This is a genomic window from Pseudomonas fluorescens (genome assembly GCF_018614775.1).
Taxonomy (GTDB): domain Bacteria; phylum Pseudomonadota; class Gammaproteobacteria; order Pseudomonadales; family Pseudomonadaceae; genus Aquipseudomonas; species Aquipseudomonas fluorescens_BY.
Genome location: NZ_JAGGOF010000019.1, coordinates 95,289 through 122,046, shown reverse-complemented (window position 1 = coordinate 122,046; position 26,758 = coordinate 95,289). Strand labels below are relative to the sequence as shown.

General features: G+C 61.1%; 15 protein-coding genes and 1 pseudogene. 9 read left to right on the top strand and 7 right to left on the bottom strand.

The annotated features are described in order from the left end of the window. Positions 1-2: 2 nt before the first annotated feature. Both J7E36_RS05660 and J7E36_RS05655 read right to left on the bottom strand, forming a co-directional pair. Positions 3-1,367: an iron-containing redox enzyme family protein gene (locus J7E36_RS05660; RefSeq protein ID WP_251030509.1), complete on the bottom strand. Its 1,365-nt coding sequence runs from the start codon at positions 1,365-1,367 to the stop codon at positions 3-5. A gap of 345 nt (positions 1,368-1,712) precedes the next feature. After that, positions 1,713-2,012, bottom strand: a pseudogene (locus tag J7E36_RS05655) (alpha/beta hydrolase); the annotation flags it as partial. Between the two features lie 127 nt (positions 2,013-2,139). Between J7E36_RS05655 and J7E36_RS05650 the strand changes: the two are divergent. The 3 genes from J7E36_RS05650 (at position 2,140) to J7E36_RS05640 (ending at position 9,161) form a co-directional block, all read left to right on the top strand. Then, positions 2,140-3,171: a histone deacetylase family protein gene (locus tag J7E36_RS05650; protein WP_215000693.1), complete on the top strand. Its 1,032-nt coding sequence runs from the start codon at positions 2,140-2,142 to the stop codon at positions 3,169-3,171. Positions 3,172-3,182: 11 nt separating this feature from the next. Next, entirely contained in the window at positions 3,183-4,283 is a 1,101-nt protein-coding gene (locus J7E36_RS05645; RefSeq protein ID WP_215000690.1) for a polyamine ABC transporter substrate-binding protein, read from the top strand. A 276-nt stretch (positions 4,284-4,559) separates the two neighbouring features. Continuing rightward, entirely contained in the window at positions 4,560-9,161 is a 4,602-nt protein-coding gene (locus J7E36_RS05640; protein ID WP_215000687.1) for a dermonecrotic toxin domain-containing protein, read from the top strand. 164 nt (positions 9,162-9,325) lie between these two features. On the opposite strand, the gene J7E36_RS05635 is transcribed toward J7E36_RS05640, so the two are convergent. Next, positions 9,326-10,951 (bottom strand): PLP-dependent aminotransferase family protein, encoded by a 1,626-nt coding sequence (locus tag J7E36_RS05635; RefSeq protein ID WP_215000685.1) that lies wholly within the window; start codon positions 10,949-10,951, stop codon positions 9,326-9,328. A gap of 99 nt (positions 10,952-11,050) precedes the next feature. On the opposite strand from J7E36_RS05635, the gene J7E36_RS05630 reads away from it, so the two are divergent. Genes J7E36_RS05630 through J7E36_RS05620 form a run of 3 tightly spaced genes read left to right on the top strand, consistent with a single transcriptional unit; the run spans position 11,051 to position 12,826 of the window. Beyond that, positions 11,051-11,692 (top strand): FMN-binding negative transcriptional regulator, encoded by a 642-nt coding sequence (locus J7E36_RS05630; protein ID WP_215000683.1) that lies wholly within the window; start codon positions 11,051-11,053, stop codon positions 11,690-11,692. Between the two features lie 2 nt (positions 11,693-11,694). Further along, positions 11,695-12,141, top strand: a complete 447-nt coding sequence (locus J7E36_RS05625; protein ID WP_215000681.1) for a GNAT family N-acetyltransferase — start codon at positions 11,695-11,697, stop codon at positions 12,139-12,141. 10 nt (positions 12,142-12,151) lie between these two features. Further along, complete coding sequence (locus tag J7E36_RS05620; RefSeq protein WP_215000678.1) at positions 12,152-12,826, top strand: GNAT family N-acetyltransferase; 675 nt, start codon at positions 12,152-12,154, stop codon at positions 12,824-12,826. 58 nt (positions 12,827-12,884) lie between these two features. Here J7E36_RS05620 and J7E36_RS25205 read toward each other — a convergent pair whose 3' ends face one another. Both J7E36_RS25205 and J7E36_RS05610 read right to left on the bottom strand, forming a co-directional pair. Beyond that, the gene (locus tag J7E36_RS25205; RefSeq protein WP_231286354.1) at positions 12,885-17,837 is read right to left on the bottom strand and encodes an OTU domain-containing protein; all 4,953 of its coding nucleotides are present in this window, start codon (positions 17,835-17,837) and stop codon (positions 12,885-12,887) included. A 244-nt stretch (positions 17,838-18,081) separates the two neighbouring features. Then, entirely contained in the window at positions 18,082-18,981 is a 900-nt protein-coding gene (locus J7E36_RS05610) for a homocysteine S-methyltransferase family protein (RefSeq protein WP_215000677.1), read from the bottom strand. A gap of 113 nt (positions 18,982-19,094) precedes the next feature. On the opposite strand from J7E36_RS05610, the gene J7E36_RS05605 reads away from it, so the two are divergent. The 3 genes from J7E36_RS05605 to J7E36_RS05595 all read left to right on the top strand — a co-directional run bounded on the left by J7E36_RS05605 (position 19,095) and on the right by J7E36_RS05595 (position 23,098). Beyond that, on the top strand, positions 19,095-19,916 hold the full coding sequence (locus J7E36_RS05605; RefSeq protein ID WP_215000675.1) for an ABC transporter substrate-binding protein: 822 nt from the start codon (positions 19,095-19,097) through the stop codon (positions 19,914-19,916). Next, positions 19,913-20,749 carry an amino acid ABC transporter permease gene (locus J7E36_RS05600; RefSeq protein WP_215000672.1) on the top strand — a complete coding sequence of 279 codons (837 nt, stop codon included), beginning with the start codon at positions 19,913-19,915 and terminating at the stop codon, positions 20,747-20,749. Before J7E36_RS05605 ends, J7E36_RS05600 begins: the two co-directional genes overlap by 4 nt. Positions 20,750-21,037: 288 nt before the next feature. Continuing rightward, positions 21,038-23,098, top strand: coding sequence for an autotransporter outer membrane beta-barrel domain-containing protein (locus tag J7E36_RS05595; protein ID WP_331275352.1), 2,061 nt, complete (start codon positions 21,038-21,040; stop codon positions 23,096-23,098). A 185-nt stretch (positions 23,099-23,283) separates the two neighbouring features. Here the strand turns inward: J7E36_RS05595 and oadA are convergent, their stop codons facing one another. Next, a complete protein-coding gene (oadA, locus tag J7E36_RS05590) occupies positions 23,284-25,092 on the bottom strand; it encodes a sodium-extruding oxaloacetate decarboxylase subunit alpha (protein ID WP_215000668.1) in 1,809 nt (602 codons plus the stop codon). Between the two features lie 102 nt (positions 25,093-25,194). Continuing rightward, positions 25,195-26,610 (bottom strand): acetyl-CoA carboxylase biotin carboxylase subunit, encoded by a 1,416-nt coding sequence (locus J7E36_RS05585; protein WP_215000666.1) that lies wholly within the window; start codon positions 26,608-26,610, stop codon positions 25,195-25,197. Positions 26,611-26,758 lie beyond the last annotated feature (148 nt).

The following is a 26,758-nucleotide window of genomic DNA, read 5'->3' as shown; positions in this document are numbered from 1 at the left end:
GCTCACTCCAGACCGGTCACAGCGTAACGACTGGTGGCGGACAGCACTTTGGTGCCATGCAACATCCCCTTGGGAATGACGATGCTTTCGCCGGCCTTGAGCAAGATGGATTTCGCCGGCGAAGCCACCAGTTCGATCAACCCGGTTTGGACCGAAAACAGCTCCGCCACTGGATGAGCATGCGGAACCGAGATTTCGTTTTGCGGTTCCTCGAACGTGGCATCGACATGCGCCTGCGACATGCCAGAAAACTGCTCGCGGGCCAAGGCGACATACTTGGGCAAGTTGTCTTGCCATTCGATATTTCGAAACAGATCTTCATCCGCGACGTCTTGCAGCAAACGGAACTCTTCGAAACCACGCAGGATTTCAGGAATGATCTGCACCCCGTATTGTTTAATCATTGGAATGACCAGTTTGTCCAGGGCCATACGGCCATGGTGAACGTCGATGTGGTTGTGCTCATCGAAATAGAGGGTATCGATGTTGTCACCAAAACCCGCTTTAATGGCCTGAGCCTGGGACCGGGTCACGAACGCAAGGCTTGCCTCGGTGTAATACATGGCCCCGAGGTAACGGAAGAACTTGGCGTGATCGTGGGATACATAGTGAAAGTAATTGATCAGGGAGATCGAGGACGCCGTATAGAACTGCCAATACGTGTGAAGGCTCGGATCGAGGTCACAGGCCGTCATCAGGCGTTCGAATATCGTACTGTGCTTCTTCTCGTGCACGCCGTAGCCGTACTCATCCAGATAGATCTTGAACAGTTCGCTGGTGAAGGGTCCGAAGTTTCCTAATACGTTGCGGCCCATGGCGGAGGCTTCGCTCAAGAAGTCGCCGGCGCACTGGATCAGGTAATAGCGAGCCGCTTCCTTAGGATCACAAGCGTTCTGGATGCTGCTGAGCAAGCCGGAGGGCGCATCGCGCACCTTCTCCAGTACCCCGCTCGTGTACGCCAGGAAGCTCTCGAGATCCCAGCTGCCTGATAATGAAATCTCATCGTCCAGCCAGCCGAAGACATGCTGCTCCAATAGCGGACGAAGCAGTTCCAATGCCTTACGCAATTCGGCGTTGTAGAAGCCGTTGAAATGCTCGAAATTCAATGGCTTTTCAATCGGCAGAAACACCATGTCCTGCTCGTAGCGGTTCATCAGCAAACGTTGGGCCGCCAGATAACTGGGCTGGCTGAGCTGCCCTTTGGGCAAGTGCTTCTTCAACTGATCCAGTTTCAGGTCTTGTGGCCGAGTCGGGCGGTGGTAGGGGTCGTTCATGAAAAACGAAGCGGGCTGGCCTAACAGGGGGTGTTTGCGCACGACATCGAGTGCATTTTCCAGCAGGCCATCGTCCATGTGTATCGCGAGCATTTCCATACATCCTTATTTAGCTGGCTGAAACTACGGCTATTGTCTACACCTAGCCAGCAAGTTAAATAGGCAAATTTAGAGTTTCATTAGTTAAAACGGCGTAAGCCTTAGTGAATTTCACTACGACGGCGACCGCCGCAGCAGGCAGACTTATCCACGCCCGAGCTTCATTGCGTAGAGCCGGGTGCTCGGATAGTTTGGCGGGTCCTGCAAACTCACGTGCAGATCAAGTAAAAAGGAATAGTTCAGGAATAACTCTGCATAAAAAGGATGAGGAATACCAGAATGTTTATCTCGGTCAAATCGGGCATAAGTTTTTCCGAGCAATCCAAATACCAGTGCCCGTACATGGGAGGCGCCTTGGACGGTGACGGTCTTTTTCGAGCCCGCACGGTCGGCCATGAACTTCAGGGCGGCCTCGGGGATGTTCTTGTCCGCCGAACCGTAGATGAACCAGGACGGCAGTTTTTTCCAGGCCGGTTCGCCCGACGCTTCCGTCAGCGCAGCCTCGCTGATCGGGCGTTGGGTGACGGCCATCAGCGCGGACTCAGCGGCTGGAACGTCGGCGGCAAACTGTTGGCCGAATTTGTCTTGCTGGATATAGAGGTCTTTGTTGCCGTCGTCCAGCGGCGCCGGAGCGGCCAAGGAAGAGGCGATTAACGGTCAAACCTTTTGGCCATTTCGATCCCCTTTTGGCCGCTCCTGCCGTTCTCTGAAACGCCGCCTGCCGCAAGACTGTGACCAACGGAACCAGCCTTGCGGAGAACAATAAATGCTGACGATCTATTCCGACGATCACCACCTGCACCACGGCCGCTGCGAGTTGATGGACGGGCAATTGATGCCCTGTTTCGAGATGCCGTCCCGGGCCGATCATGTGCTGGACCGGGTCAAGGCTCGGGCGCTGGGGCCGGTTGAGGCACCACAGGACTTCGGGCTCGGGCCGATCCAGCGGATCCACAGCCCGGCGTATCTGGAATTCTTCAAAGGCGCGTGGGACCGTTGGGCCGCGTTCAACCGCGAGGGTGATTTGCTGCCCTACACCTGGCCGGCGCGGACGTTGCGCACGGTCATGCCGACCAGCCTGCACGGTCAACTCGGTTATTACAGTTTCGACGGTGGGGCGCCGATCACCGCTGGCACCTGGCAAGCAGCCTATAGCGCCGCCCAGGTGGCGCTCACCGCCCAGGCCGCGATCCAGCGCGGTGCGCGCAGTGCGTTTGCGTTGTGCCGCCCGCCCGGGCATCACGCCGCCAGTGATTTGATGGGCGGCTATTGCTACCTCAACAACGCCGCTATCGCTGCCCAGGCGTTCCTTGACCAGGGCCATGGCAAGGTCGCGATCCTCGACGTCGACTACCACCACGGCAACGGCACCCAGTCGATTTTCTACGAACGCAGCGACGTGTTGTTCGCCTCGATCCACGGTCATCCGGAAGCCGAGTTTCCATTCTTTCTCGGCTACGCCGACGAGCGCGGAGAAGGCGCCGGGGATGGCTTCAACTTCAACTACCCTCTACCGGCCGGCTCCGGCTGGGACACCTGGAGCGCCGCGCTTGAGCAGGCCTGCGGCGAGATCCAGGGCTACGACGCCGATGTCATCGTCGTGTCCCTGGGTGTGGACACTTTCAAGGACGACCCGATCTCCCAGTTCAAGCTCGACAGCCCGGATTACCTGGCGATGGGCAAGCGCATCGCCGCGCTCGGCAAGCCGACCCTGTTCGTGATGGAGGGCGGCTACGCGGTGGCAGAAATCGGCATCAATGCCGTGAACGTTCTTGAAGGTTTTCAAAGCGCCCAATGAGGAATAACAGCATGAACAGGCTCAAGCGTTTGATCGTTCCCACACTCTGCGCCGCGCTGCTTGGCGGTGCGGCACACGCTGAAGAACGGACCCTGCGGGTCTACAACTGGTTCGACTACATCACGCCCAAGGCCCTGGAGGATTTCAAGGCGCAGAACAGCCAGGTCAAGTTGGTCTATGACATCTTCGACACCAACGAAGCCCTGGAAGCGAAGCTGCTGACCGGCAATTCCGGCTACGACGTGGTGGTGCCGTCCAACGTGTTCCTGGCCAAGCAGATCGAGGCCGGTGTGTTCCAGCCGCTGGACCGCAGTAAATTGCCGAACTGGAACCACCTTGATCCCAAGTTGATGAAGCTGATCGAGGCCAATGACCCGGGCAACAAGTTTGCCGTGCCGTACATGTACGGCACCATTCTGATTGGCTTCAACCCGGACAAGGTCAAGGCTGCCCTGGGCGACAAGGCGCCGGTGGACAGTTGGGACCTGATTTTCAAGGAAGAGAACATCAGCAAGCTCAAGCAATGCGGCGTGGCGCTGCTCGATTCGCCGTCGGAAATCCTGCCGCTGGCCTTGCAGCACCTGGGCCTGGACCCCAACAGCAAGAAGCCGGCGGACTATGCCAAGGCCGAAGCGCTGTTGATGAAGATCCGCCCGTACATCACCTACTTCCACTCGTCCAAATACATGGCCGACATCGCCAACGGTGACATCTGCGTGGCGGTGGGGTATTCCGGCAGTTTTTCCCAGGCGGCCAACCGGGCCAAGGATGCCAAGAACGGCGTGACGGTGGACATGCGTCTGCCCAAGGAAGGCGCGCCGATCTGGTTCGACATGCTCGCTATTCCCAAAGGGGCGAAGAACCCGGATGACGCCTACACCTTCATCAACTACTTGCTGCAACCGCAGGTGATTGCGCCGGTCAGCGATTTTGTCGGCTATCCGAACCCGAACAAGGACGCTACGGAGATGGTCGACCCGGCGATCCGCAACAACCCCAACCTGTACCCGACCGAAGCGGCCATGGCGACGCTGTACACGTTGCAGCCGTTGCCGAGGGACGCCGAACGGGCACGGACAAGGGCTTGGACTCGGATCAAGTCCGGCCAGTGATCGCGTCTGTCAGTAACCCGGAAAACCTGTGGGAGCGAGCCTGCTCGCGATAGCGGTGTTTCAGGCTACGGCGATGTTGGATGTGCTGACGCCATCGCGAGCAGGCTCGCTTCCACAGGGCCCGGCGTTGTGCAGGGATATTGGGATCCGCAGGATTCGCACCGTCAATCCGCCCCATACATAGTTACCACCTCCCCCGTTTTGCATCCCCCTAGCATGGAAATCCCGAAGCGCTCGGCTTCGGGGATCCATACGTCGCGAGACAGGGAGACTCTGATGACACCCACTTCTAGTACCACGCCGCCCAACTTCAGGGAGGTGTTACTGAATCAGTTGCTGGCGGGGCCCACGTATCCGGAGGTTGCGTCGATCCTTCTGCGCGATGGCCTCAAGAAGCTTTATCCCACGCTGAACCTGGATCCGCACAACACCGTGGTCGGCGAGCCGAATTGGGACATTATCGACAACGAAATCGTGCCACGGCCCACCCGCTACGAAACCCTCAGCGAGATGCTGGCAGGGCTCGTGAATGAAAAAAGCGACCCACTGCTGCTGATCGAAGGGCTGCACTTCCTGACCCAACTGCCGCTGACGGTTCCCGAAGTACATTTGCCAGTGCGCATCGACCAGATCGGACGCCTGATCAATGAGCTGGTGCCGGCCATGCTGACAGCCCGACAGGAGCAACAACTGGCGTACTGGAACGCTTCACTGAGCGAATCCGGCCCGCGCTGGCATGACCTCTCCAATACGCTGCGCAAAGCGTGGAACGTCGGGCCCGTCAAGGGCTGGACGGCGGCGGAGTGCGACCTGGCCAGGCAATTGTTCCATTACCCCGACCGCAAGGACCGCAAGACGAATGACCCTTATGACAGCCACGCCTACCTGATCGACATCGATAGCGTCGACGGCCCTGAAGTGAGCCGCCTGGCCGACAATTCCATCGTGGTGCTGATCGGCAAAATCGAGAGCAAGGAGGTCATCCTCAAGTACTCGATCGTCAACGGATACGAAAAGTTCGAGACCCAGCAGGCCTTGGGCCAGTCCCTGCCGTCCCATTTCGGCACCGCCACCTACCGGAAAATCCAGTGGCGGTTGTATGAGCCCGCCGGCAACATTTTCGATCACAAGGCCTGCGGGATGATCGCCGAGCAGATCAAGATCATCGGTGCCTCCCCGCAAACCTCGGTGACCTACGAGCCCCTCATCAACGGCGAGGAAGCCGATCAGGACGCGCTCGTGGGCTGGTTCCAGAAGCAGATACCCGACTGGTTGCTCAGGGCCTCGCCGTCCGACCAGAGCCTGTTTGCCCAGCACATGAAAAACCTGTCGATCTTGAATCAGTCCCATGCCGGCAGGACCTATGTGGACGAGATTCCTTCCATCAAGGACTACGCGTTAAACCAGCTGAAACAGCAGCTGGTCGCGGACCACGCCGACGCCTCGAAGCTCGACCTTGGACACATCGAAATCGAGGTGCGCAGCCCGGTTGTCTGGGGAAGTTTCGTAGTGCCCGGCAAGATCGAGACCACCCGCTTCAGCCTGGTTGAGCTCGCCTTGCAAAACCTGATTGCGCTGCCCCTGGGGGACAAAACCGTCCGGTTCCTCGACGACACCGAGCTGCCAGAGTGGATGACCGTGGCGTACCTCGAAAACCTCATCACCCAGGTCGATATCGGTCGCGTTTACCCCGAGCTGATCAAGCGCAAGCTGCTCGACGATCTGGCCGAGTCGAGCCGCCGCGAGCAGTTGTACACCGATCAGTTGCGCATCCAGCTGCCGATGCTGGCGCTGGAGCTCAAAATCCGCGGGGAGGGTCACCTGGACGACCAGGGTTACCGCTACGTCGTCGCACTGGTGGCGCCTGATGAAGCGGATCGACAGGTGGACGGAAAAACCATTGTCCTGCGTCGGTTGGCCTTCGTACCCGAACTGCAGTTGGGCGACGCGGAAGACGTCGTGACCAACATGTTCATCATCGGCCCCGAGGATTCGAGCGCCGGGTCCTGCCTGCTGTATCGCCCCATGCTGGAACCGCAATTGAGCCAGTACCCGTCGTTCAGCAACCTGTTGTATGCGATCAGGCAAACCCCTTCATTGCGTCAATCGGTGTTGGCCTGGTTACCCGATGGGGTGCGTGACGATTACGGTCGCTTTGTGTTCCCGGACCTGCTGCCCTCGCCCTGGAGTATCGTCGCATTCGTGGCCGACCCGCTGACCTCCCTGGCCAACAGCGGCCCCGTCAGCTTGACCGACAAGACCCTGGGGGCGGATTTCCTGCCGCCATTGTTCAGGGCCAACGCCGAGGCCCTGGTCCAACTCGCCGACCGCCAGTCGGTGTCCAACCGTGAAAATCGCTGGGAAACCTTCAAGCGGGCCGGCTGGCTGATGTTCAACCTGGCCCTGCCGTACCTGGGCACTGCCGTGGGCACCGCAGCCTGGCTCTGGCAGATCCTCGACGACGTCGACAAACTCACGCAGGGCAAGGAAGAGGCCGACCGCCCGGCCAAGTGGGAGGCGTTCACCGACCTGCTGCTGAATGTGGCGCTGGCGCTCATCACCCACGCCATCGACCGCGCCAGAGCCGCAAGAAGTTCTCATCGGGCGCAGGCGCCAAAAGAGGTACGTGAGCTGGAGAGCCTGCCAAAACCCAGACATGAGCAGGTAATAGAGCGACTCGATCCGCTCCCGAGCGCATCACTGCCCACCGAACACTACGAGGCCATCCGATCCAGTGGGGCCTTGATGGGCAGGTCGAGGGACAGCGCACAGTTTCTGGACACCTTCAGCCTCGACGACCCCTCGGATCCGGGACAACTCCAGACCGAAGGCGCGCTCAAAGGGCTCTACGAACAGGGTGGGGACTGGCACGCGAAAATGGCGGGCAAGTGGTTCAAGGTGCGGGTCGAAGGCGAGCTGGTCTCCCTCGTCGACGCAAAGGACCCCACCCGCGAGGGCCCTCCCCTGATGAGTGACGCCCACGGCAAATGGCACGTCGACACCCGCCTGCGCATACGCGGCAGCGGGTCCATGGGCGTCAGGCAAAAAGTCATTGCCGGCGCGAAACGCCGCCGGATCGATCTGCTGTCGGCACTGAATCAGTTCGAAGCGCAGAAACCCCAGAATCAGAAGCTGCTGACGATGCAGGCCACGGACATGGATCAAGCGTCGGGCGCCGCCAGGGAAGTAAAGCGAGACACATATGTCGCCACGCTTAAAACCCAGCGGGAAAACTACGAGCAAGCCTTGCGAGTCCTGATGGAATGGCCGCTGTTCCAGTCAAGGCCCGACTACCCGCGCACCCGGCTCGGCTACTTGAACGCGCAAGTAAACTTCACCTTCGCCGAGATGGAAGCCCTTCAGGAACGATTCGTTCCGGCCATGAGCAAGGCCAAGGGCATGATCACTTCCGGGGTCAGGGTCTTGGAGCAACAGCACATTGATGCCGCCCAACGCATGGTCAGCGTCGGCGACGACATGATCGAACGCCTGGACTATATGGAAACGCGTTTCACCGAGCTGAAAAGCGTGGGCTATGAAGGCTTCGAATTTGTCCGACGACATCGCAAGCAGATGCCGCTCTACACGGGCGAAGACCTTCGCCTGATCAAGCTGGATATGTACCGTCATCTCTGCCTGACGCTGGAAAGCGTCGAGTCGATGCCCGAAGGCTGGGAAGCGATCAACCAGATCGTCGATAACGCCACGGTGGCGTTCCAAAGCCTGCGGGACGCGATCGACGAGCGTAGCGTGATCCGGCTGGATGAGCGCATCGACGCCTTCGGCAGCCTGGCCGAACAGTTCGCCGCCATCAACGAACACCTCCACTACCTGGGTGACGAATACAGCGGCAGCATGCACCCGCATCAGCTCGCTCGACTGCGCTCGGGGATCGACACGCTGGAGCAATGGACGTTGCGTCACCTTGCGTCCGCTCTCGATGAAAGAAGTGGACAGCGCTACGCTGGCACTCCTTATGAGCAACGCCCAAGACCGAGGAAAAGATTCATTCGAGCGCGCTTCTGGGGACTGGTCAGTGGCGAGCCGCGCCTGTCCCGACTGATGGAGGAAACCGATTGGGTCGATGTGAAGAACCCGTTCTCGGGGGAGATCATCGTCACGTTCCATCGCAAGGAAACCGGCGAATGGATCCCTCATGTGAAACCCGACGCCGCGCCTGCCGCCGTCCCGGCCCTGGGCATCAGCGTTGCCAAGGGCAACGCCCTGATCAACGGACTGGCGGCGTTCAAGGCGCAGATCGAAGCAGCCGTCAAACAGCCAGAAAAGACACCTGCCGGTATCGGGATGATCCTCAATGCCCATGCGGGCAGGATGGAGAAAATCGGTGCTGCCATCAAACAGGCGTTGGACCAGGCACAAGGCGTGGCGTCCAACGAAACCTTCGAACTCCCGCAAGCGCAACGGCGCTCGGCCGAAACCTTGCGCACGCAGCTTGAGAAGGAAGCAAGCGCACTTTATGTCCTGGGTTTCGACACCGTACTGAACGCCATCAAACAACGTCCGCCGACCATGAGTGGCATCATCTGGCTGAGAAGCCGCAACCAGATTTCCATCACCAGACAAAGGAATCGACAACGCATCAAGACCCCGCCCTACGGCTATCTCGACCGGTATGAGATCAGCGAACGGAAAACCGGCAAGACTCTCTGGTTGGCGGATTTCCATTATTCGACCAATTGGGTGCCCGCCTACGCGTTCCTTTCCGCCCGTTTGAAAACCGTCGAGCAGGCCAATCAGAAGCCGCCCATCACCGACGCCACCCAATCCCTCAGCCAGCGCCAACTGATCGATCATTACCGCAGCGAGATTGCTGTGGATCAGGCCAAGGAGGTGTTCTTTGTAAAACCGCGCTCATGAACCTGATGCCGTTCACTCAAGGAAACCACTGACCCCGTGGCGAGGGAGCTTGCTCCCGCTTGAGTGCGCAGCACTCACAAAGATGGGGCCCCTACGCAGCCCAGCGGGAGCAAGCTCCCTCGTCACGATTCAGGTGAGCGGCATTACGGTCATGAACCAAGGTTTCAGGGTTTCCAGGCCTTCACCAGGCGCGCCAGCGCGGTGGCAATCGCCGCTGGCGGGACGGCTGCGAACCCCAGCACCAGCCCGCCACGGATCGGCAATGGGGTGGTGGGCAACCAATAGCTGCTCAAGCCATTGACTTCGACCCCCGCGCCAACCGCCCGGGCGATCAGTTCGCGCTCACGCTCGACACTGTCCACCGGCACCGTCACGTGCAGCCCGGCCACCACGGTCGGCATGGCGCCGACACCTGCAACGCCCGTCGGCCAGCCCGCCAGCAGCGCATCGCGGCGGGCCAGCGCGGCTCGTCGCATGCGCCGGATGTGGCGCTGGAAATGCCCGGCGGCCATGAACTCGGCCATCACCGCCTGGGTGCTGACTTCGGAGTGGCGCACATCCACGGCGCGGCGCCGGGCAAAGGCGTCCACCAGGCCGGGCGGCAACACCAGGTAGCCCAGGCGCAAGGCCGGGAATGCGACTTTGCCGAACGTGCCCACATAGAGCACCCGGCCCTGGCGGTCGAGTGACGCCAACGGCGCCAGCGGTGCGCCGCTGTAGCGGTACTCACCGTCATAGTCGTCCTCGACGATCCAGCCGTCGTTGCGCTCGGCCCAGGCCAGCAGCTCCAGGCGCCGCGCCAGGCTCATGACGACCCCGGTCGGGTACTGGTGGGACGGTGTGACATACGCCAGCCGACAGTGGCTCAACGCACCCAGCGCCGTGCAGTCCAGACCATCGCCGTCCACCGGTACGCCCCTCACATCGGCACCGGCAACGGCGAAGGCATGCCCGGCGGCGCTGTAGCCCGGATTCTCCACCGCCACGAGGTCGCCAGGGTCCACCAGCAGCTGTGCACAAAGGCTAATACCTTGTTGTGCGCCACTGGTGATCACAATTTGCTCAGCGGTGCAGTGCAGGCCGCGTGAACTGCGCAGGTAAGCCGCGATCAGCCCGCGTAAACGCGCATCGCCCTGGGAATCGCCGTAGCACAACTGCTGCAGGTCCGGCTTGCGCCAGAAAGCCGCGTTCAGCTTGGCCCAGACGTCGAACGGGAACAGATCAAACGCCGGAACACCCACCCGAAACGCTCGCGGCGGACCGCTGGGAGGGGCAGCCAAATAGTGCTTTTCGACCCGTTCCAGCGCGTCACTGTGGATAACTTTACTGGATGGACCCACAGGTAAATCGAGCCAATCTGTGGATAAGGCTGTGGGTAAGCCTGTTGACAACCCTGTGGACACTTTTGTGGATATGTTTTCCTGTGACGCCCTCATCGCGAGCAGGCTCGCTCCCACATTGGAACGGGTATCCCTGTGGGAGCGAGCCTGCTCGCGATGAGGCCCGCCCAGCACCAGAGAGGACAGCTCGGCCACGTAAGTACCATCCCCCACCCGCCCCTCGATGAAACCCTCGGCGTAAAGCTGATCGTAAGCCCGCACCACGCTGTTGCGGGAAATCGACAACGCCGCCGCCAGGTCACGACTGGCCGGTAGCCGCGTGCCGCTGCCCAGTCGTCCGTCCAATACCCGCGCACGCAGCGCCTGGTAAAGCTGACGACTGAGGCCCTGGCGGCGATCCAGCTCGATGCCGGCGGGGTTGAAGGACAGTGGCGGCACGGCGTTGCTCATGACTACCCTCGCAATGGACCTATCGAATTGGTCTCAAGTGGCTCTTACAACAGACCAATAGCCTGCCTAGGATGCTCGCATTCGCCAAGGAAAATCGTCATGTACAACCCCAAAGCCTTTGCCGTCGAAGACCTGCCCCAAATGCACCGCATGATGGACGAGTGCCGCCTGGCCCTGCTGGTCACCCACGGCGAGCAGGGCTTGCAGGCAAGCCACCTGCCGCTGTTACTGGACACGCAACACGGCCCCAACGGCAGCCTCTACGGGCACATGGCCCGGGCCAACCCCCAATGGCGCGAACTCGAAGCCGGGGCGCAAGCGCTGGTGATCTTTGCCGGCGCCGATGCCTACGTCAGCCCGGCGTTCTATCCGGGCAAGCGCGAACACGGCAAGGTCGTACCGACCTGGAACTACCAGGCCGTGCACGCCTATGGCCGCGCCGAGGTATTCAGCGATGCCAACCGGCTGCGCAACCTGGTCAGCGCCCTCACCGACCGCCACGAAACCGGTCGCGCCCAGCCGTGGCACATCGACGACGCACCGGCCGAGTACATCGACAGCATGCTCAAGGCCATTGTCGGTTTCGCCCTGCCCATCCAGCGCCTGGAAGGCAAACGCAAGCTCAGCCAGAACCGCGCCCCCGCCGACGCCGCCGGTGTGCGCCAGGGGTTGGCGGCCAGCCCCGACCCTCAAGACCAGGCCATTGCACGCCTGATGTCCGACTTTTCGACCAAGGAGTGAACATGAGCCAGATTCAGATCCGCCCCGTCACCGCAGACGATCACGCCGCATGGCTGCCGCTGTGGCAGGCTTACCTGACGTTCTACAACACTGAACTGCCGGAGGCGGTCAGCCAAAGCACCTGGCAGCGCCTGCTCGACGATCGCGAGCCCACCCACGCTGCGCTGGCCTGGCAGGGCGACACGGCCATCGGCCTGGTGCATTTCATTTACCACCGCTCGAACTGGAGCATCGAAAACTCCTGCTACCTGCAAGACTTGCTGGTCACGCAGCAGAGCCGCGGTACCGGCGTCGGGCGCCAATTGATCGAGTTCGTCTACGCCACCGCCAAGGCCGATGGCTGCTGCAAAGTGCACTGGCTGACCCATGAAACCAACGCCACGGCGATCCAGCTCTACGAGCGCATCGCTGAACGTCCCGGTTTCATCCAATTTCGCAAAGCCTTGTAAGGAGCGCTGCATGTTGACTTCACTGGCCGATTGGAAAGGCGCTCCTGCGCCCTCCACACAGTTGATCGAAGGGCGCTTCATCCGCCTGGAAAAACTCGACCCGGCGCGCCACGGCGACGGCCTGTGGCGAGCGCTCGAAGGGCCCGGGGCCGATCCGAAACTCTGGGATTATCTGCCCTACGGTCCATTCGCCGAGCGCCAGGCGTTCGATGCCTGGCTGGATAACCACGCCGCGAACATCGATCCGTATTTCTTCACGGTGATCGACCGCGCCAATGGCGAGGTACAAGGGATTCTCAGCCTGATGTCCATCGTCCCGGCCCAGGGCCGCATCGAGATCGGTCACGTGACGTTCGGCGCCGCCATGCAGCGTTCGCCGAAAAGCACCGAGGCGGTGTACCTGTTGGCGAAAGAGGCTTTCGCCTTGGGTTATCGGCGCCTGGAATGGAAATGCAACAACGCCAACGCCCGCTCCCGATACGCGGCCGAGCGGCTGGGCTTCACGTTTGAAGGGGTGTTCCGCCAGCACATGGTGGTCAAGGGGCAGAACCGCGACACCGCGTGGTACTCGATGCTGGATTCGGAATGGCCGGCGATCGGTGCGGCGTTCGAGCAGTGGTTGAGTGAGGACAATCAACGCGCGGACGGCCAGGTGCGAAGCCTGGCGCAATGTCGCTCGGCGTGATGAGTGCGGGATGATCGCCATCGCGAACCTGTTCGCGATGGCGATCGATCAAGACGGGTTACTGGGACTCAGGCGGTTTCCTCGTGGCGAAAAATGGCTTGAGCACCTCGGGCGTCACCCCACTGCGTGCATACGGCCAGGCCCATTGCGGTATGGCTCCGTGGGCACTCACATAACTGGCGAAATCCAGCCGGCTATGCCCCGCAAGTCCTCCTGAAAAATCGAAATTGTAGAGAAAGTACTGGGCTTGCCTTTCGCTCATGGCATACGCCCCCAGGATCAGCTGGTGCGCCCGGGCCTCATCATTGACCAGACTGTCGATCAAGGCGCTCATGAACGCCGGCTCGGTGCTGAGCGAACCGGGACGGCCCAGGGCGAATCGGATGTTGTCGTCGCTGAACTGCGGCCCCGTCAGATCATGCCAGATGCTCCTGGCGCTTTCCCGCGAGGCCCCGCGCATGGATCGAATGGACGTCCACAGGTTCGGCCGATTGAACAGGATAGCCACCCGGCTGTTTGAAAGCGGCTGCCCGGGCACGGTGAATAACCTGGCGACAGCCGACAGGTCACTGTCCTCAAGGTATCGGACTTCCTGGAGAAAACCGAAGAAGTCCAGCAACGCCTGCCGATGCGTGAACAGGCTGTGGAGGTTCCAATCATCGAATGGTCGCATCCAGCTGATATCGACGCCGCCGTACCTCGTCAGCTCGTCATAACGACCATTGACATAATCGCCGATGAGCTGAAGTCGCGCGTTGGATAGGCTCGGGGTGCGTATCCATTGTGAAAGCAGGTTCACGGGGAACAGGCCACCCAGGTTGGAAGCGATCACCGGCGACTTGAGAAGAATAGCGGCCCGCGCCTGCAAGATCGGAAATCGCTCAAGCGCCACGGTGAGCAAATCGACGAGGTCATCGGCCCGGTCGTAGTAAATGTGTTGCTCCAACAGGTCCGTGTCGTCATCCATGACATTGCCGGTCTCCTGCTCGTACCGTCTCCTGGCCTTCTTCAAGTCATCGCGATCCACCAGGTAGGCACCATTGAGGGTCTCTTCGAGCTGCGCCTCGTCGAGGTGGCGATGCAGCGCCTCGTCGAAGCGCACATACGCCAGGCTGTTCCTGGGGTGATGATCGGTCAGCTCCCGGGCCCTGATCCCGTACTCAAGCATGATATGCACCACGTCCTGGGAGAACATGAGGTATTCATTGTTGAGCAATTCGGTAATTTCCGAACGGTCGATGGGCCCTAATAACGTGTCCTCGAAGAAAGTCCGCAGGGACTGATCGTTTTGCGTGTAGTACGGAACGCTGCTCAGTACTGGGCGACCCGGTGCCCGGGGAGACAGATAGCTGCCGATGTGGCGCAATACCTCCGGCGGCAAGTCCGCGTCCCAGGCTCTATTCAATGTTCGACGCGCCACGTCGTCGGCATACAGGCTCAAGAATTTCACCAGCGGTTGAAACAGGTTATGCGGGTTGCGCGTCCCGTAGACGATCTGGCTCAGGTCGAATACCGTGTCCTTGCCCAGCAGGTGCTCCAGCGAACGGGCGTTATCGGCGAGCGCTTGTTGCAAGCCGGTGGGCGGCGCCACCAGGTAGTGACTCATCTCCGGGTGCAGGTCGATATAAGCGGCGGTTTCATTGCGCAGTCCCTGCATCGAAAACGCTGGCTGCGCCTGGCCTTCGTTCAACCCTCGCGCGACGGCATTGAAAAAGCAATTGCCGTCGGCGGCGAACGTGACGTCGGTATTTCCAGCCAGCCTCAATGTGTAATGATTTTCACCCGTTCGGATCAGCACGAGGTCGGTGTCGGACCGCAGCGGATGCGTACCCGTTGGATAGCCACTTTCCACTTGCCCCGGGGTAAAGCGTATCGACCAGTCCTGGTGTCCACGCCGTTGATCAATGATCAACAGGCTGCGATGTTGAGGCCAACTTGGAAGACGGGTGATGAGTGACGGGACCAGGTCCATGATCTCGACGTCCCATTCGTTTGGCGTGCGGATCAGTTCGGACACCGCGCGAAGCGATGTCGCCGGTTGCTTGGGGTCTGATGGGCCCGGTCGGGGCGACCCCTCGGGTGACCGTTTGCCCCCGCCCAGGCCGAATCCCACGGCGCGCCACTCGCCATTGGGCGTCCGGGCCACCGTGCTGCGCATTACACCACTGGAGCGGATGTTCAGCCCGGTGGCAGGGTCGACAATGTTGGCCTCGGTGGCCTGGCGCGGCGTACGGTCATGAACCCGGAACACCGTCCCGTCGGGTTGCCGCACATACACGGGGCGCGTCACGCTGCCAGTGGCGCCATCCGTGATCGCCGGGCGATAGAAGCCTCGGGCATCGGCGGGCAACCCTCGGATCACCGTGGTATCGGCCACGGCATAGCGTTGATAAAGCGCCGCTTCGAGGGGCAAGCCAAACGGCGCATCCGTCTGGTTTTGGCGAGCGGTGACCGCCAGGAAAGACGAACGCCCTCGCACGTTGAAGGTCACGCCGCCAAGGCCGGCTGTCGTACGGGTGTTGGCCACCGCATGGACAAATGCCAGCGTCGTCGTGTTCGTTGGCACGGCACCGGTCTTGAGCACCAGCAAGCCGGTCCTGACGGCACGGGTCAGCATCTGGAAGCCGGGGATCAACAACAGGCCAGCCAGGTCCATGACGATTTCAACCACCATCATCACCAGCCGCGCCGTGGTTTGCACGCTGATGTCCCGGTTGCTGTTAGAGCGATGATCGGCGTAGGCGCTGTGGAAGTTGACGTGGGCGCGGTGAAAACTCTCAAGCCAATCACCGCGGATCAGCCAGCCACGGATCAGGGGCCGACCGCGGTGCTGCCCCAAGGCGCGCTTGATCTCCTCTTGATCAAGGGTGGAGATGCGCGAGCGGAAATACGTGCGCCATTCTTCCTGTTGCAACAGCCCGGTAATGCCGTCGCTCAAGTCGGCGAACTCATGCAGGTCATTGCCCTGGGGGCTGTCCGGCAGATACACGCCTACCGTGCCCTTGATGTCTGGCCCGATCTGGTCTGAAAAAATCAGCACCCCGTCGATGCTGAGCGCGTTGCGCGGCGTGCCACCTTGCCAGCCGACGCTGCCGCCCAGCAGAAGCCCATGGACATGAACCTGTCGCCCTTCCACCAGCACCCGCTTCGCGGCTGTGGATGAATGCAGAACCGCCTCCAGCCAACCGGCCAGCCGTTTTTTCGAAGGGAGAGCGTTGGAAACCGTATCGGATACCGTGGCCTGGAACACTTCCTCGCCCCTGAGCGCAGCCTCATAGCCCTTGAATTTCAGGTTGGCCAGGTACGCCGCCTGCCAGGCGGCCTTGTAGCGCGGCTCATTCATTTGCTTGCGCAGCAGGATTTCGTAATTGCCCCCGGCATCAATGCTCGCCGCCATCCTGGCCAGTTCGCCCCCGGTCACTGTGATCGAGAAACCGCTCGCCGGGTGGCGGATGCGCTGGCCATGTTCATCGACCAGATGGACCGCCAGCACTTCACGCATGGCGTTCGGGTATTGCTGCGCCCGCAGATTGTCCAGCATCAACTGGGTCAGGCTGCTGGTGCGGGACTGCCTCGGGTTGGCCCGGTCGCCATAGAACAGCCTGACCTGGGTCTGATCCGGGTCCACGTTGATTTGCGGGTGAATGGTTTGCTGGAGGTACTGCCTGATCTTCTGCCGCGTGAACTGCATCAGCGTCGGCACATCGCTTCCCAGGATGTAGACGGCGTCGAATACCTGGGTTTCGAGACGACGATAGCGGGCCCGCTCGGCCAATGTTGCCGTCTTGTAGAAGCCGGGGCGGCGGTTCTCCACCAGGGTTTCCTGGCGGGCCGCCAGTGGCCCGACCAGTGATAACAGCGGCAGGCCGAGGGCATCTTCGGTTTGCCGGGCAAAGTCGCTCACCGCAACCGTTGCGTTTGCGGGCGCATCGAGCACCTTTTCCAGCGCCGCGTCTTGCATCTGCAGCAGGTCTGCGGCCGCCCTCTCGAAGACATGCCCGGACAGTTCGGTGGAAATGTCCCGGATCACGCACTCCTGTCCACCCAGAAAGGGGCGTATCTGGCTGACCAGGTTCTCAAACGCATCGAAGCGTTGCAGCCCACCTTCCAGGGAATACAGGAACAGCGAGGGCCGGTCGGTAAATTTGATCACCATCGCCGCCGGCCATTGCTGCGGCTGCGTCGCGCCACTGTCGAGCATGACTGCGTAGACATGGGGCGCGGGCGCTCGCAACAAACGGCTTCTGTCGGCCTGGGACGGATGGGTGGTGATCAGGTCCAGCAGGCGGTCTTCATCGCTTTGCTGGATGCGCGCGCCATGGCTGAATTGAGCGACAGGAGCCCGATCGGCTTTGCTCAGGTCGAACAGATGCAGAAAACGTCGGGACAATAATTGTGCGAGGGCGGCTTGTGTGGTGGACGAGGTCGCCACGCCCAGGGACGCTGCCCAGTCTGTACGCTGGCGAAAGAGCGCCAGTTCGTCACGGAACTGGCGCTTCACTCGCGCGTTCGTGGGCGGGTGGGCGATCTGGAACATGGCCTCCAGGGCCCGCAGCGAAGGCTCATCCAGTGGGCCAGTGAAGACGCTGTCGGCGGCCTCGAGGGAATCCGGGCGGATGAAAAACCCGATGCCACCGTTCGCGAAATCAGGCGCCGTGTCGCTCAGCAGACTGCTGCGCAGGACCTGGGTAAAACTTTCGGATGAAGTCAGCGTGCGCGCGCCGTTCGGGCTCGTAGTGAAGCGGTTCACAAAACAGTGATCCGGATCGAGGTCCGGAAGCAGCGAGGAACGCCATTTTTGCGCGGGAAACCTGGCCTTGAGCGAGCTGACCAGCACGCTTCCAATGACCTTGTCGAAGGTGGGAACGGCGGCGAACAAACGGGTCAGCTGGACCTGATGAATGTCCAGCAAGTCCAACTGCCTGAGCTGATCCCTCGCTTGGGCGTCGGTCGTTTCCGAATGGAGGTTAGGCGCGCCAACGCCCGGTTCATCGTGGGGGAAAATCGACATCTGAAGGGTCCGGTTCTGGTTGAAGAGTTCGGACCCTATCGCGCCGTTCTAGCTGAACTGACGTACATATGTATGGCGGGCTGTAGCGCTGGGGGTGAACCGTAAACGGATATGACCTTTGCCGGAATAGCGGCGGCTGGGCAGCCGCTATCGCGAGCAGGCTCGCTCCCACAGAGGAACGCATTCCAAATGTGGGAGCGAGCCTGCTCGCGATGACAATTGATCAGTCGATGACTTATTGCTGCTAGCGCAACGCCTGCGCCAGCACCGCAATGTGCTCCGGCCCGATCCCGCAGCACCCACCCAGGTGACTGGCTCCACGCTTGCGCCAGTCCGCCGCCCATTGAAGGTAACCCGGTGGGTCGAGGTCGTCGCGTAGCGGATCCAGGCCGTCGTTGGCCGTCGCTTCCTTCGGTTGCGGCGGGAAGGCGTTGGCGTAGGCGCCGATGTGGATCTTCACGCCCAAGCGCTCGAAGGTGTCCCGCGCCGCGTCGATGGCCGCGCCGATCACTTCCGGCTGGCTGCAGTTGAACAGCAGCGTCTCGACACCCAGTTCAGCCGCGACCGCCGCAGCGTCCGCCACCGGTTCACCGGAACGCAGGCGCGGCACTTCGTCCGTGTCTTCATCTTTCAGGGTGAACGACAGCCAGAACGGCTTGCCATCCTTCGGCAGCCCGGCGTGAATCGCCCGGGCCTCGACCGTGGAACTCTGGGTTTCGGCCAGCCACACGTCGACATGGGACGCGAGGCCGGTCACCAACGGCGCCAACAGTTCGCTGGCGCGGGAGGCGTCGAACAGGTCGGGCCGGTAGGACCCGAACAGCGGAGGCAGCGAACCGGCCACCCGCACCGCTTTGCCTGACGCCTGCACCGCCCGTTGCGCCAGCTCCCCTGCCAGCGCGGCCAGCGCCTGGCCTTCGGCGGCAAAGCGCGCCTCGCCGATGTGAAACGGCACCACTGCGTAGCTGTTGCTGGTGATCACGTTGGCGCCGCTGGCGATGTAGGCCGCATGCACCGCCTCCACCGCCTGGGGCGCTTCGCTCAAGGCCAGCGCCGACCACTCGGGCTGGCGGAACGGCGCGCCCCGGCGTTGCAGTTCGCGGCCCATGCCGCCATCGAGAATGACTGTCGTTGCTGAGCCCATATGCGATTCACTCATAAGCTTATGAAAAATACTCACTACCGGAGTTGTTCTTATAACTATTTAATACGCAGCCATCGGCTGACCACAACTTATTTTTCAACCCGGGACCTCACATGAAACTTCAACCATTGCTGGCCCTGGGCCTGACGCTGTTGGCGGCCTCATCGCAAGCATTCGCCGGCGCCACGCTGGATCGCGTCGAACAGAAAAAAGAACTGGTCGGCGTGCTGATGGAAAGCTATCCGCCCTTCTCGTTCCTCAACGACCAGAACCAGCTCGACGGTTTTGACGTGGATGTCGCCAAGGCCGTGGCCGAGAAACTGGGTGTGAAGCTGCGTCTGGAAACACCGTCCTGGGACGTGATCGCCGCCGGGCACTGGAGCGGTCGCTATGACATCTGCATCTGCTCCATGACGCCGAGCAAGGCGCGCGCCGAAGTGTTCGATTTCCCGGTGCAGTATTACGCCTCGCCCGCGGTGATCGTGGTCAACGCCAAGGACGATAGCATCCACGGCGCCAAGGATCTGAGCGGCAAGAAAGTCGGCCTGACCAGCGCCTCCAGCTACGAGAGTTACCTGAACAAGAACCTGGTGATCGAAGGCGCCGAAGACACCCAGCTGAGCTATCCGTTCGAGGACGTGCAGATCGCCCCGTACGACACCGACAACGTGGCGTTCCAAGACCTCGGCCTGGGCGCCGGGGTGCGCCTGGACGCGGTGCTGACCAACCTGGTGACCGCGCAGCCGCGCCTGACCGAAGACAAGCGCTTCAAACTGGCCGGCGAGCCGCTGTATGCCGAACCGAACTCGGTGGCCATCGAAAAGGGCGACGCCCAATGGGACAACAAGGTGCGTGAAGTCTTCGCCCAGTTGAAACAGGACGGCACCTTGAGCAAACTCTCGCAGAAATGGATCGGCGCCGACATCACTCAATGACCTCTTTCCCGTCCCCTTCTCGGCCACCGCAACCGGTGGCTGAGTCGCGTCTGCAAAAAATCCTGGGTTTCCGCACGCGGCTGTACCTGACCTGGGCAGCCATGTTGGTGTTGTTCGCGAGTTTCTTCCTGAGCTTCGACCTGAAGTTTTCCATCATCCTGGACAAACTGCCGAACCTGTTGGGCGTGCACCTGGCGCCTAACGGCTTTTTGCAAGGCGCGGCGCTGACGCTTTTTTTGTGCCTGTGCTCGATCGTCGCGTCATCAGTGCTCGGCTTCGTCACCGCCCTGGCGCGGTTGTCCAGCAGCGCGGTGGCGTTCGGCATCGCCAGCTTTTACGCCTCGTTCTTTCGCGGCACGCCGCTGCTGATCCAGATCCTGCTGATCTACCTGGGCCTGCCACAACTGGGCGTGGTACCCGGCGCGATCGCCGCCGGGATCATCGCCCTGTCGCTGAACTATGGCGCCTACCTGAGCGAAATTTTCCGCGCCGGCATCCTCGGCGTCCCCCACGGCCAACGCGAAGCGTCGCTGGCGCTGGGCTTGAGCGAAACCGTGATCTTCTGGCGCGTCACCCTGCCCCAGGCGATGCGCACCATCATCCCGCCCACCACCAACCAGTTCATCTCGATGCTCAAGGACTCCTCCCTGATCTCGGTGATGGGCGTCTGGGAAGTGATGTTCCTGGCGCAGTCTTATGGGCGTTCCAGCTACCGCTATATCGAAATGCTGACCACGGCGGCGATCATCTACTGGTTGATGTCCATTGCGCTGGAGCTGATCCAGGCGCGGATGGAGCGGCATTATGGGAAGGCGTATCTCAAGCGCAGTTGATTGCACCGGATCAGTCAAACCGACAGATCTGAAGCGGCTGTAGGGAAAAGCGTCGAACCACGGAGGCTAATGCGCATATGCATTGATAGCTTCGTGAACGGCCTACAGATCTCATCCGGCGTGTCTTGCCCAAGACTCGGAGTTGGCTGGCATCACGCCTCGGGTTGAATTTTTAAAGTGTGGACTCCCAATCATGTGAGTCCACACTCAATGCCTATCCAACATTTATACCCTCCCCACTACCTTGCCCTGGCGATTGCCTTGACCCTTGGTTACGCCGACGTTTCGATGGCTCAGTCAGTTGCCGACGACGTTGTTGCCTCCCCCTTCAAAACCGCCGCCCAGATGCAGGCCCGCCTCAAGGCATTCGCCAGCGCGCTGGATACCAAGCGCGACAGGATCACCCAGGATGTCACGCTGAAAAAGGGGGACGACAACGATCTGGTGATTGTGAGCGGGGCCGGCAAACTTATCGGCCTGAGCGAGGGTGGAGGCGGCGCAAACGTTTTGCAACTGGATACCCGCTCGGGTGGCACATTGGGCGAAATACGAAACTTCCAGGACCTGCATGCCAGACAGGGGGAATGGACAAACACCGTAAGGTTCGACGGCAAAAGCCTGATCGAGTCGAAAGCCACCCTGATCAACACCGGACATATGGGCGGTGAGGTACAGGTGCTAGGCACGTTTGATAACCGGGGCACCGTGGATGGCCCCGTATTCGTGAAAGCCAAAGGCAGGTTCAGTGGCGCCGGAACGGTGGAATCGCTAAACGTAGCGGGTGAGTGGGCGGTCGGTCCGGAGAACGGAGCCCCTACGATTACAAAGAATCTGGAGCTGTCGAAAAGCGCAACGCTGCTCTACGGTGTCAATCCCGAGGGTGACCACGCCACGATCAAGGTCGGTCACACTGCGACACTGGGAAATGCGACCCTTAAAGTCGTCAGTGTACAAGGTGAATACATCGGGACCGGCAAACACACCGTGATCGACGCGAAGCAGGTCGTAGGACAGTTTGGAAAGGTAGACAGTGAACTGGTATTCATGGACGTAACCGCGGATTACTCCAATGAAACCCAAGTCAGCCTGACCTATGTCCGCAACGGTGTGCCGCTGACGCAGGCAACGAGTACCGATAACGGGCTGTCGGTTGTGGAGGCTATCGAAGACATGCAACAGGTCAAACCGCCGGCCCCGCTACCCTTCGAAGAGCCTACCGTGACTCATGCAACAGTAGTGGAACCGACTCTCGAAGTCCCGGTAACCCCAGCCATCGAACCGCCGCAAATCGTCAGCAGCGCCCAAGCACCCGTCATCCAGGCGGAAGCCGTCAAGTCCGAACCAAAACCCAACGCAGCCATCAACGCCCTGCTCGGCACCAACCTGATCACAGCCGCCGAGGCCATCGATCAATTAGGCGGCTATGACACGGCAGACCTGGGCAATGCCACCCTGAGCAGCATCGCTCCGATCAGCGCCGGCATGATCTCGGCCATGGGCCAGAGACCCCCAGGGAGCGGGCATGACGACGGCCAGGTCTGGGTCCAGGCCCTGGGCAATAGCGGCACGCTGGGGAAGCAATCGGACCGCCATGCCCTCAAGCATTCGACCCAAGGCCTGATGCTGGGAACCGATTGGGCCGTCAGCCCCGAATGGCGCCTGGGAATAATCGGCAGCAAGAGCCAGACCCGGTTGGACGGTTACCGATTCGACGGCGGGCTCGACAGTTGGCACGTCGGCGCCTACGCCTTGCGGCAGGACGGCCCGCTGGCGCTGCACTTCGGCGCCACGTTCGGCAGTCATGACGGCACTACCAGGCGTCACGTGACCTTCAACCGTTTCAGTGACCACCTCAAAGGTCATTACGAGGCCCGCACGCATCAGGCCTTCAGCCAAGTCGGCTACACCTTCGACGTCGCCAAGATTGAGGTCGAGCCCTATGTCCATCTGGGCTACCAACGCTACCAGCGCGACCGATATACCGAGAAAGGTGGCGACGCCGCGTTGCAGGTCAACCGCCAGGCCCAGGACGCCTATCACAGCAACCTGGGCCTGCGCCTCGCCCGGGGCTTTGCGTTCGATCAGGGCATGGGCCTGACACCTCGGCTGAATGTCGGCTGGAAACATCGCTACGGCGAAGTGCGAGGTCTCTCCCGCCAACGCCTGGCGAATGGCGGCAACACATACACCGTCGAGGGCATCGAACTGGACCGCGACAGCTTGCTCGTCGAAGCGGGGCTGGACCTGGCGGTTTCGCCACGGCATACCCTGGGGCTGAGCTATAACGGTGAGACCGGTCAGGACAACCGCAACAGCGCGTTACTGGGGCAATGGCGGATGATGTTCTGACCGCCATTCCTTGTGGGAGCGAGCCTGCTCGCGATGACAGCGGTACAGTCACCCTCCATATAGGCTGACCCACCGCTATCGCGAGCAGGCTCGCTCCCATAAAGGCGACAGCGGCAAGCAATGGGCGAAAAAAAAGGGGAGCACATGCTCCCCCGAGGTAAAAAGGTTGGATCGAGGCTGCTGACTCAGCCTTCGATCTCGATCAGGATCTCGCCCGGATTGACCCGGTCGCCCTTGGCCACATGAATGGAGGTGACCTTGCCGGCGATGGCCGCTTGCACTTCGGTCTCCATTTTCATGGCTTCGGTGATCAGTACGGCCTGGCCGGCCTTCACCACGTCGCCTTCCTTGACGAGCACATCGACGATGTTGCCCGGCATGGTGGTACTGACATGACCTGGCGCAGTGGCTTGCTTGCGCTTGCTGCTGCCGCCGCCGACAAACTCATTGAGCGGTTCGAAGACCACCTCTTCCGGCATGCCATCGATGGACAGGTAGAAGTGACGCTTGCCTTCGGCCTTGACGCCCACGCCGGTGATGTCGACGCGGTAGGTTTCGCCGTGAACGTCGATGACGAATTCGGTCGGCACGCCTTCGCCGCTGACGGAGCCAACACTGCCCGCCTCGGGGATTGGCAGCAGCACCTCTGGCGTCAGGCTCCCGGCCTCACGCTCTTCGAGGAACTTGCGGCCGATGTCCGGGAACATGGCGTAGGTCAGGACGTCTTCTTCTGACTTGGCCAGCGCACCGATTTCGCCACGCAACTTGGTCATCTCCGGCTTGAGCAGGTCAGCCGGACGCACGTCGATCACGTCTTCGCTGCCGATGGCCTGGCGACGCAGCTTCTCATTCACCGAGCCCGGCGCCTTGCCGTAGCCGCCCTGCAAATACAGTTTCACTTCGTTGGTGATGGTCTTGTAGCGCTCGCCGGCCAACACGTTGAAGAAGGCCTGGGTGCCGACGATCTGCGAGGTCGGGGTCACCAGCGGCGGGAAGCCGAGGTCTTCGCGCACCCGCGGGATTTCCGCCAGCACTTCGCCCATCCGGTTCAGCGCGCCCTGCTCTTTCAACTGGTTGGCGAGGTTGGAAATCATCCCGCCCGGTACCTGGTTGACCTGGACGCGGGTGTCCACGGCAGTGAACTCGCTTTCGAACTGGTGGTATTTCTTGCGCACGGCGTAGAAGTACAGCCCGATCTCCTGCAACAGCTCCAGGTCCAGGCCGGTGTCGAACTCGCTGCCTTTGAGGGCCGCGACCATCGACTCGGTGCCCGGGTGGCTGGTGCCCCAGGCGAAGCTGGAGATCGCGGTGTCGATATGATCGGCGCCGTTTTCCACCGCCTTGAGCTGGCACATCGCGGCCAGGCCGGCGGTGTCGTGGGAGTGGATGAACACCGGCAGCGACTGCTCGCTCTTCAGCGCCTTGACCAGTTCACCCGTGGCAAACGGGGTCAGCAGACCGGCCATGTCCTTGATCGCCACCGAGTCGCAACCCATGGCTTCCATCTGCTTGGCCTGGGCCACGAAGGCGTCGATGGTGTGTACCGGGCTGGTGGTGTAGGCGATGGTGCCCTGGGCGTGCTTGCCGGCAGCCTTCACCGCTTCGATGGCGACCCGCAGGTTACGCACGTCGTTCATCGCATCGAAAATCCGGAACACGTCGATGCCGTTGACCGCAGCCTTGGCCACGAACGCCCGGACCACGTCGTCACTGTAATGGCGGTAGCCCAGCAGGTTCTGGCCGCGCAGGAGCATTTGCAGGCGCGTGTTGGGCAGTGCCGCGCGCAATTGGCGCAAGCGTTCCCACGGGTCCTCCTTGAGGAAGCGCACGCAGGCGTCGAATGTCGCACCGCCCCAGACCTCCAGCGACCAATAGCCGACCTTGTCGAGCTTGTCGCAGATCGGCAGCATGTCTTCGGTGCGCATGCGAGTGGCGAGCAGCGATTGGTGGGCGTCGCGCAGGATTGTGTCGGTTACATGGATCTTCTTGGACATATTCGGAACTCCTCATAGCTGCAAGCTGCTAGCTACAAGCTGCAAGTAAAGGCAAATCGGCTTTTACTTGTAGCTTGCGGCTCGAGACCTACAGCTGCTTATTCATAGGCCTGCGTGGGCGGCAATGGCGGCGGCGATGGCCAGGGCCAGCTCTTCGGGTTTGCGCTTGATCGAGTAGTTGGTCAGTTCAGGGTGGCTTTCAACGAAGCTGGTATTGAACTGGCCGCTGCGGAATTCCGCGTTGCGCAGGATCTCCTGGTAATACGCGGCGGTGGTCTTGACCCCCTGCAGCCGCATGTCATCCAGGGCGCGCAGGCCTCGGTCCATTGCTTCTTCCCAGGTCAACGCCCAGACCACCAGTTTCAGGCACATCGAATCGTAGAACGGCGGAATGGTGTAGCCGGTGTAGATCGCCGTGTCGGTGCGCACGCCGGGGCCGCCGGGGGCGTAGTAACGGGTGATCTTGCCGAAGCTGGGCAGGAAGTTGTTCTTCGGGTCCTCGGCGTTGATCCGGAACTGCAGCGCAAAGCCCCGGTGCTGGATGTCTTCCTGCTTGACCGACAGCGGCAGCCCGGAGGCGATGCGGATCTGTTCGCGAACGATGTCGATACCGGTGATTTCTTCGGTGATGGTGTGTTCCACCTGTACCCGGGTGTTCATCTCCATGAAGTACACCTCGCCCTCGGCGAGCAGGAACTCCACGGTGCCGGCATTCTCGTAGCCCACGGCCTTGGCGGCACGCACCGACAGGTCACCGATATAGGCGCGCTGCTCGGGAGTCAGTTGCGGGCTGGGGGCGATTTCGATCAGCTTCTGGTTGCGGCGCTGGATCGAGCAATCACGCTCGAACAGATGCACCACATTGCCGAAACTGTCGCCGAGGATCTGCGCTTCAATGTGCTTGGGGTTGACGATGCATTTTTCCAGGAACACTTCCGCCGAACCGAACGCCTTGGTGGCTTCGGAGATAACCCGGGGGAAGGCCTGTTCGAGTTCCTCGCGGCTGTTGCAACGGCGGATGCCGCGACCGCCGCCACCAGACGTGGCCTTGAGCATCACCGGGTAGCCGATGCGGTCGCCTTCGGTCAATGCTTCTTCGATGCCCGCCACGTTGCCTTCGGTGCCCGGCGTGACCGGCACGCCGGCCTTGATCATGCTGCGGCGCGCTTCGGTCTTGTCGCCCATGCGGCGAATCACTTCCGCCGACGGGCCAATGAATTTGATTCCGCGTTCGGCGCAGATGTCTGCCAGCTCGGCGTTCTCAGAGAGAAACCCATAGCCCGGGTGCAACGCATCACAACCGGTCTCAACGGCCAGGTTCACCAGTTTTCGCGGGTTGAGGTAACCGGCCAGCGGATCGGCGCCAATGCTGTGGGCCTCGTCCGCACGCTTGACATGCAACGCATGCCGGTCTGCGTCGGAATAGACCGCGACCGAGCGGATGCCCATCTCGGCGCAAGCGCGCACGATTCGAACGGCAATCTCACCACGGTTGGCGATCAGGATCTTTTTTATCAATTGGAGGTTCCCTTGAGCCGGTGATCCCACGACCTGGGGTTCAGGCCGATGCGTGACCAGATGTAACAATTGGTCGCAGGTCCACACTAATCCTGGCGGTGGATTAACAAAAATGAATATTTATTGGGTCATGCATAAGCAAAACCTT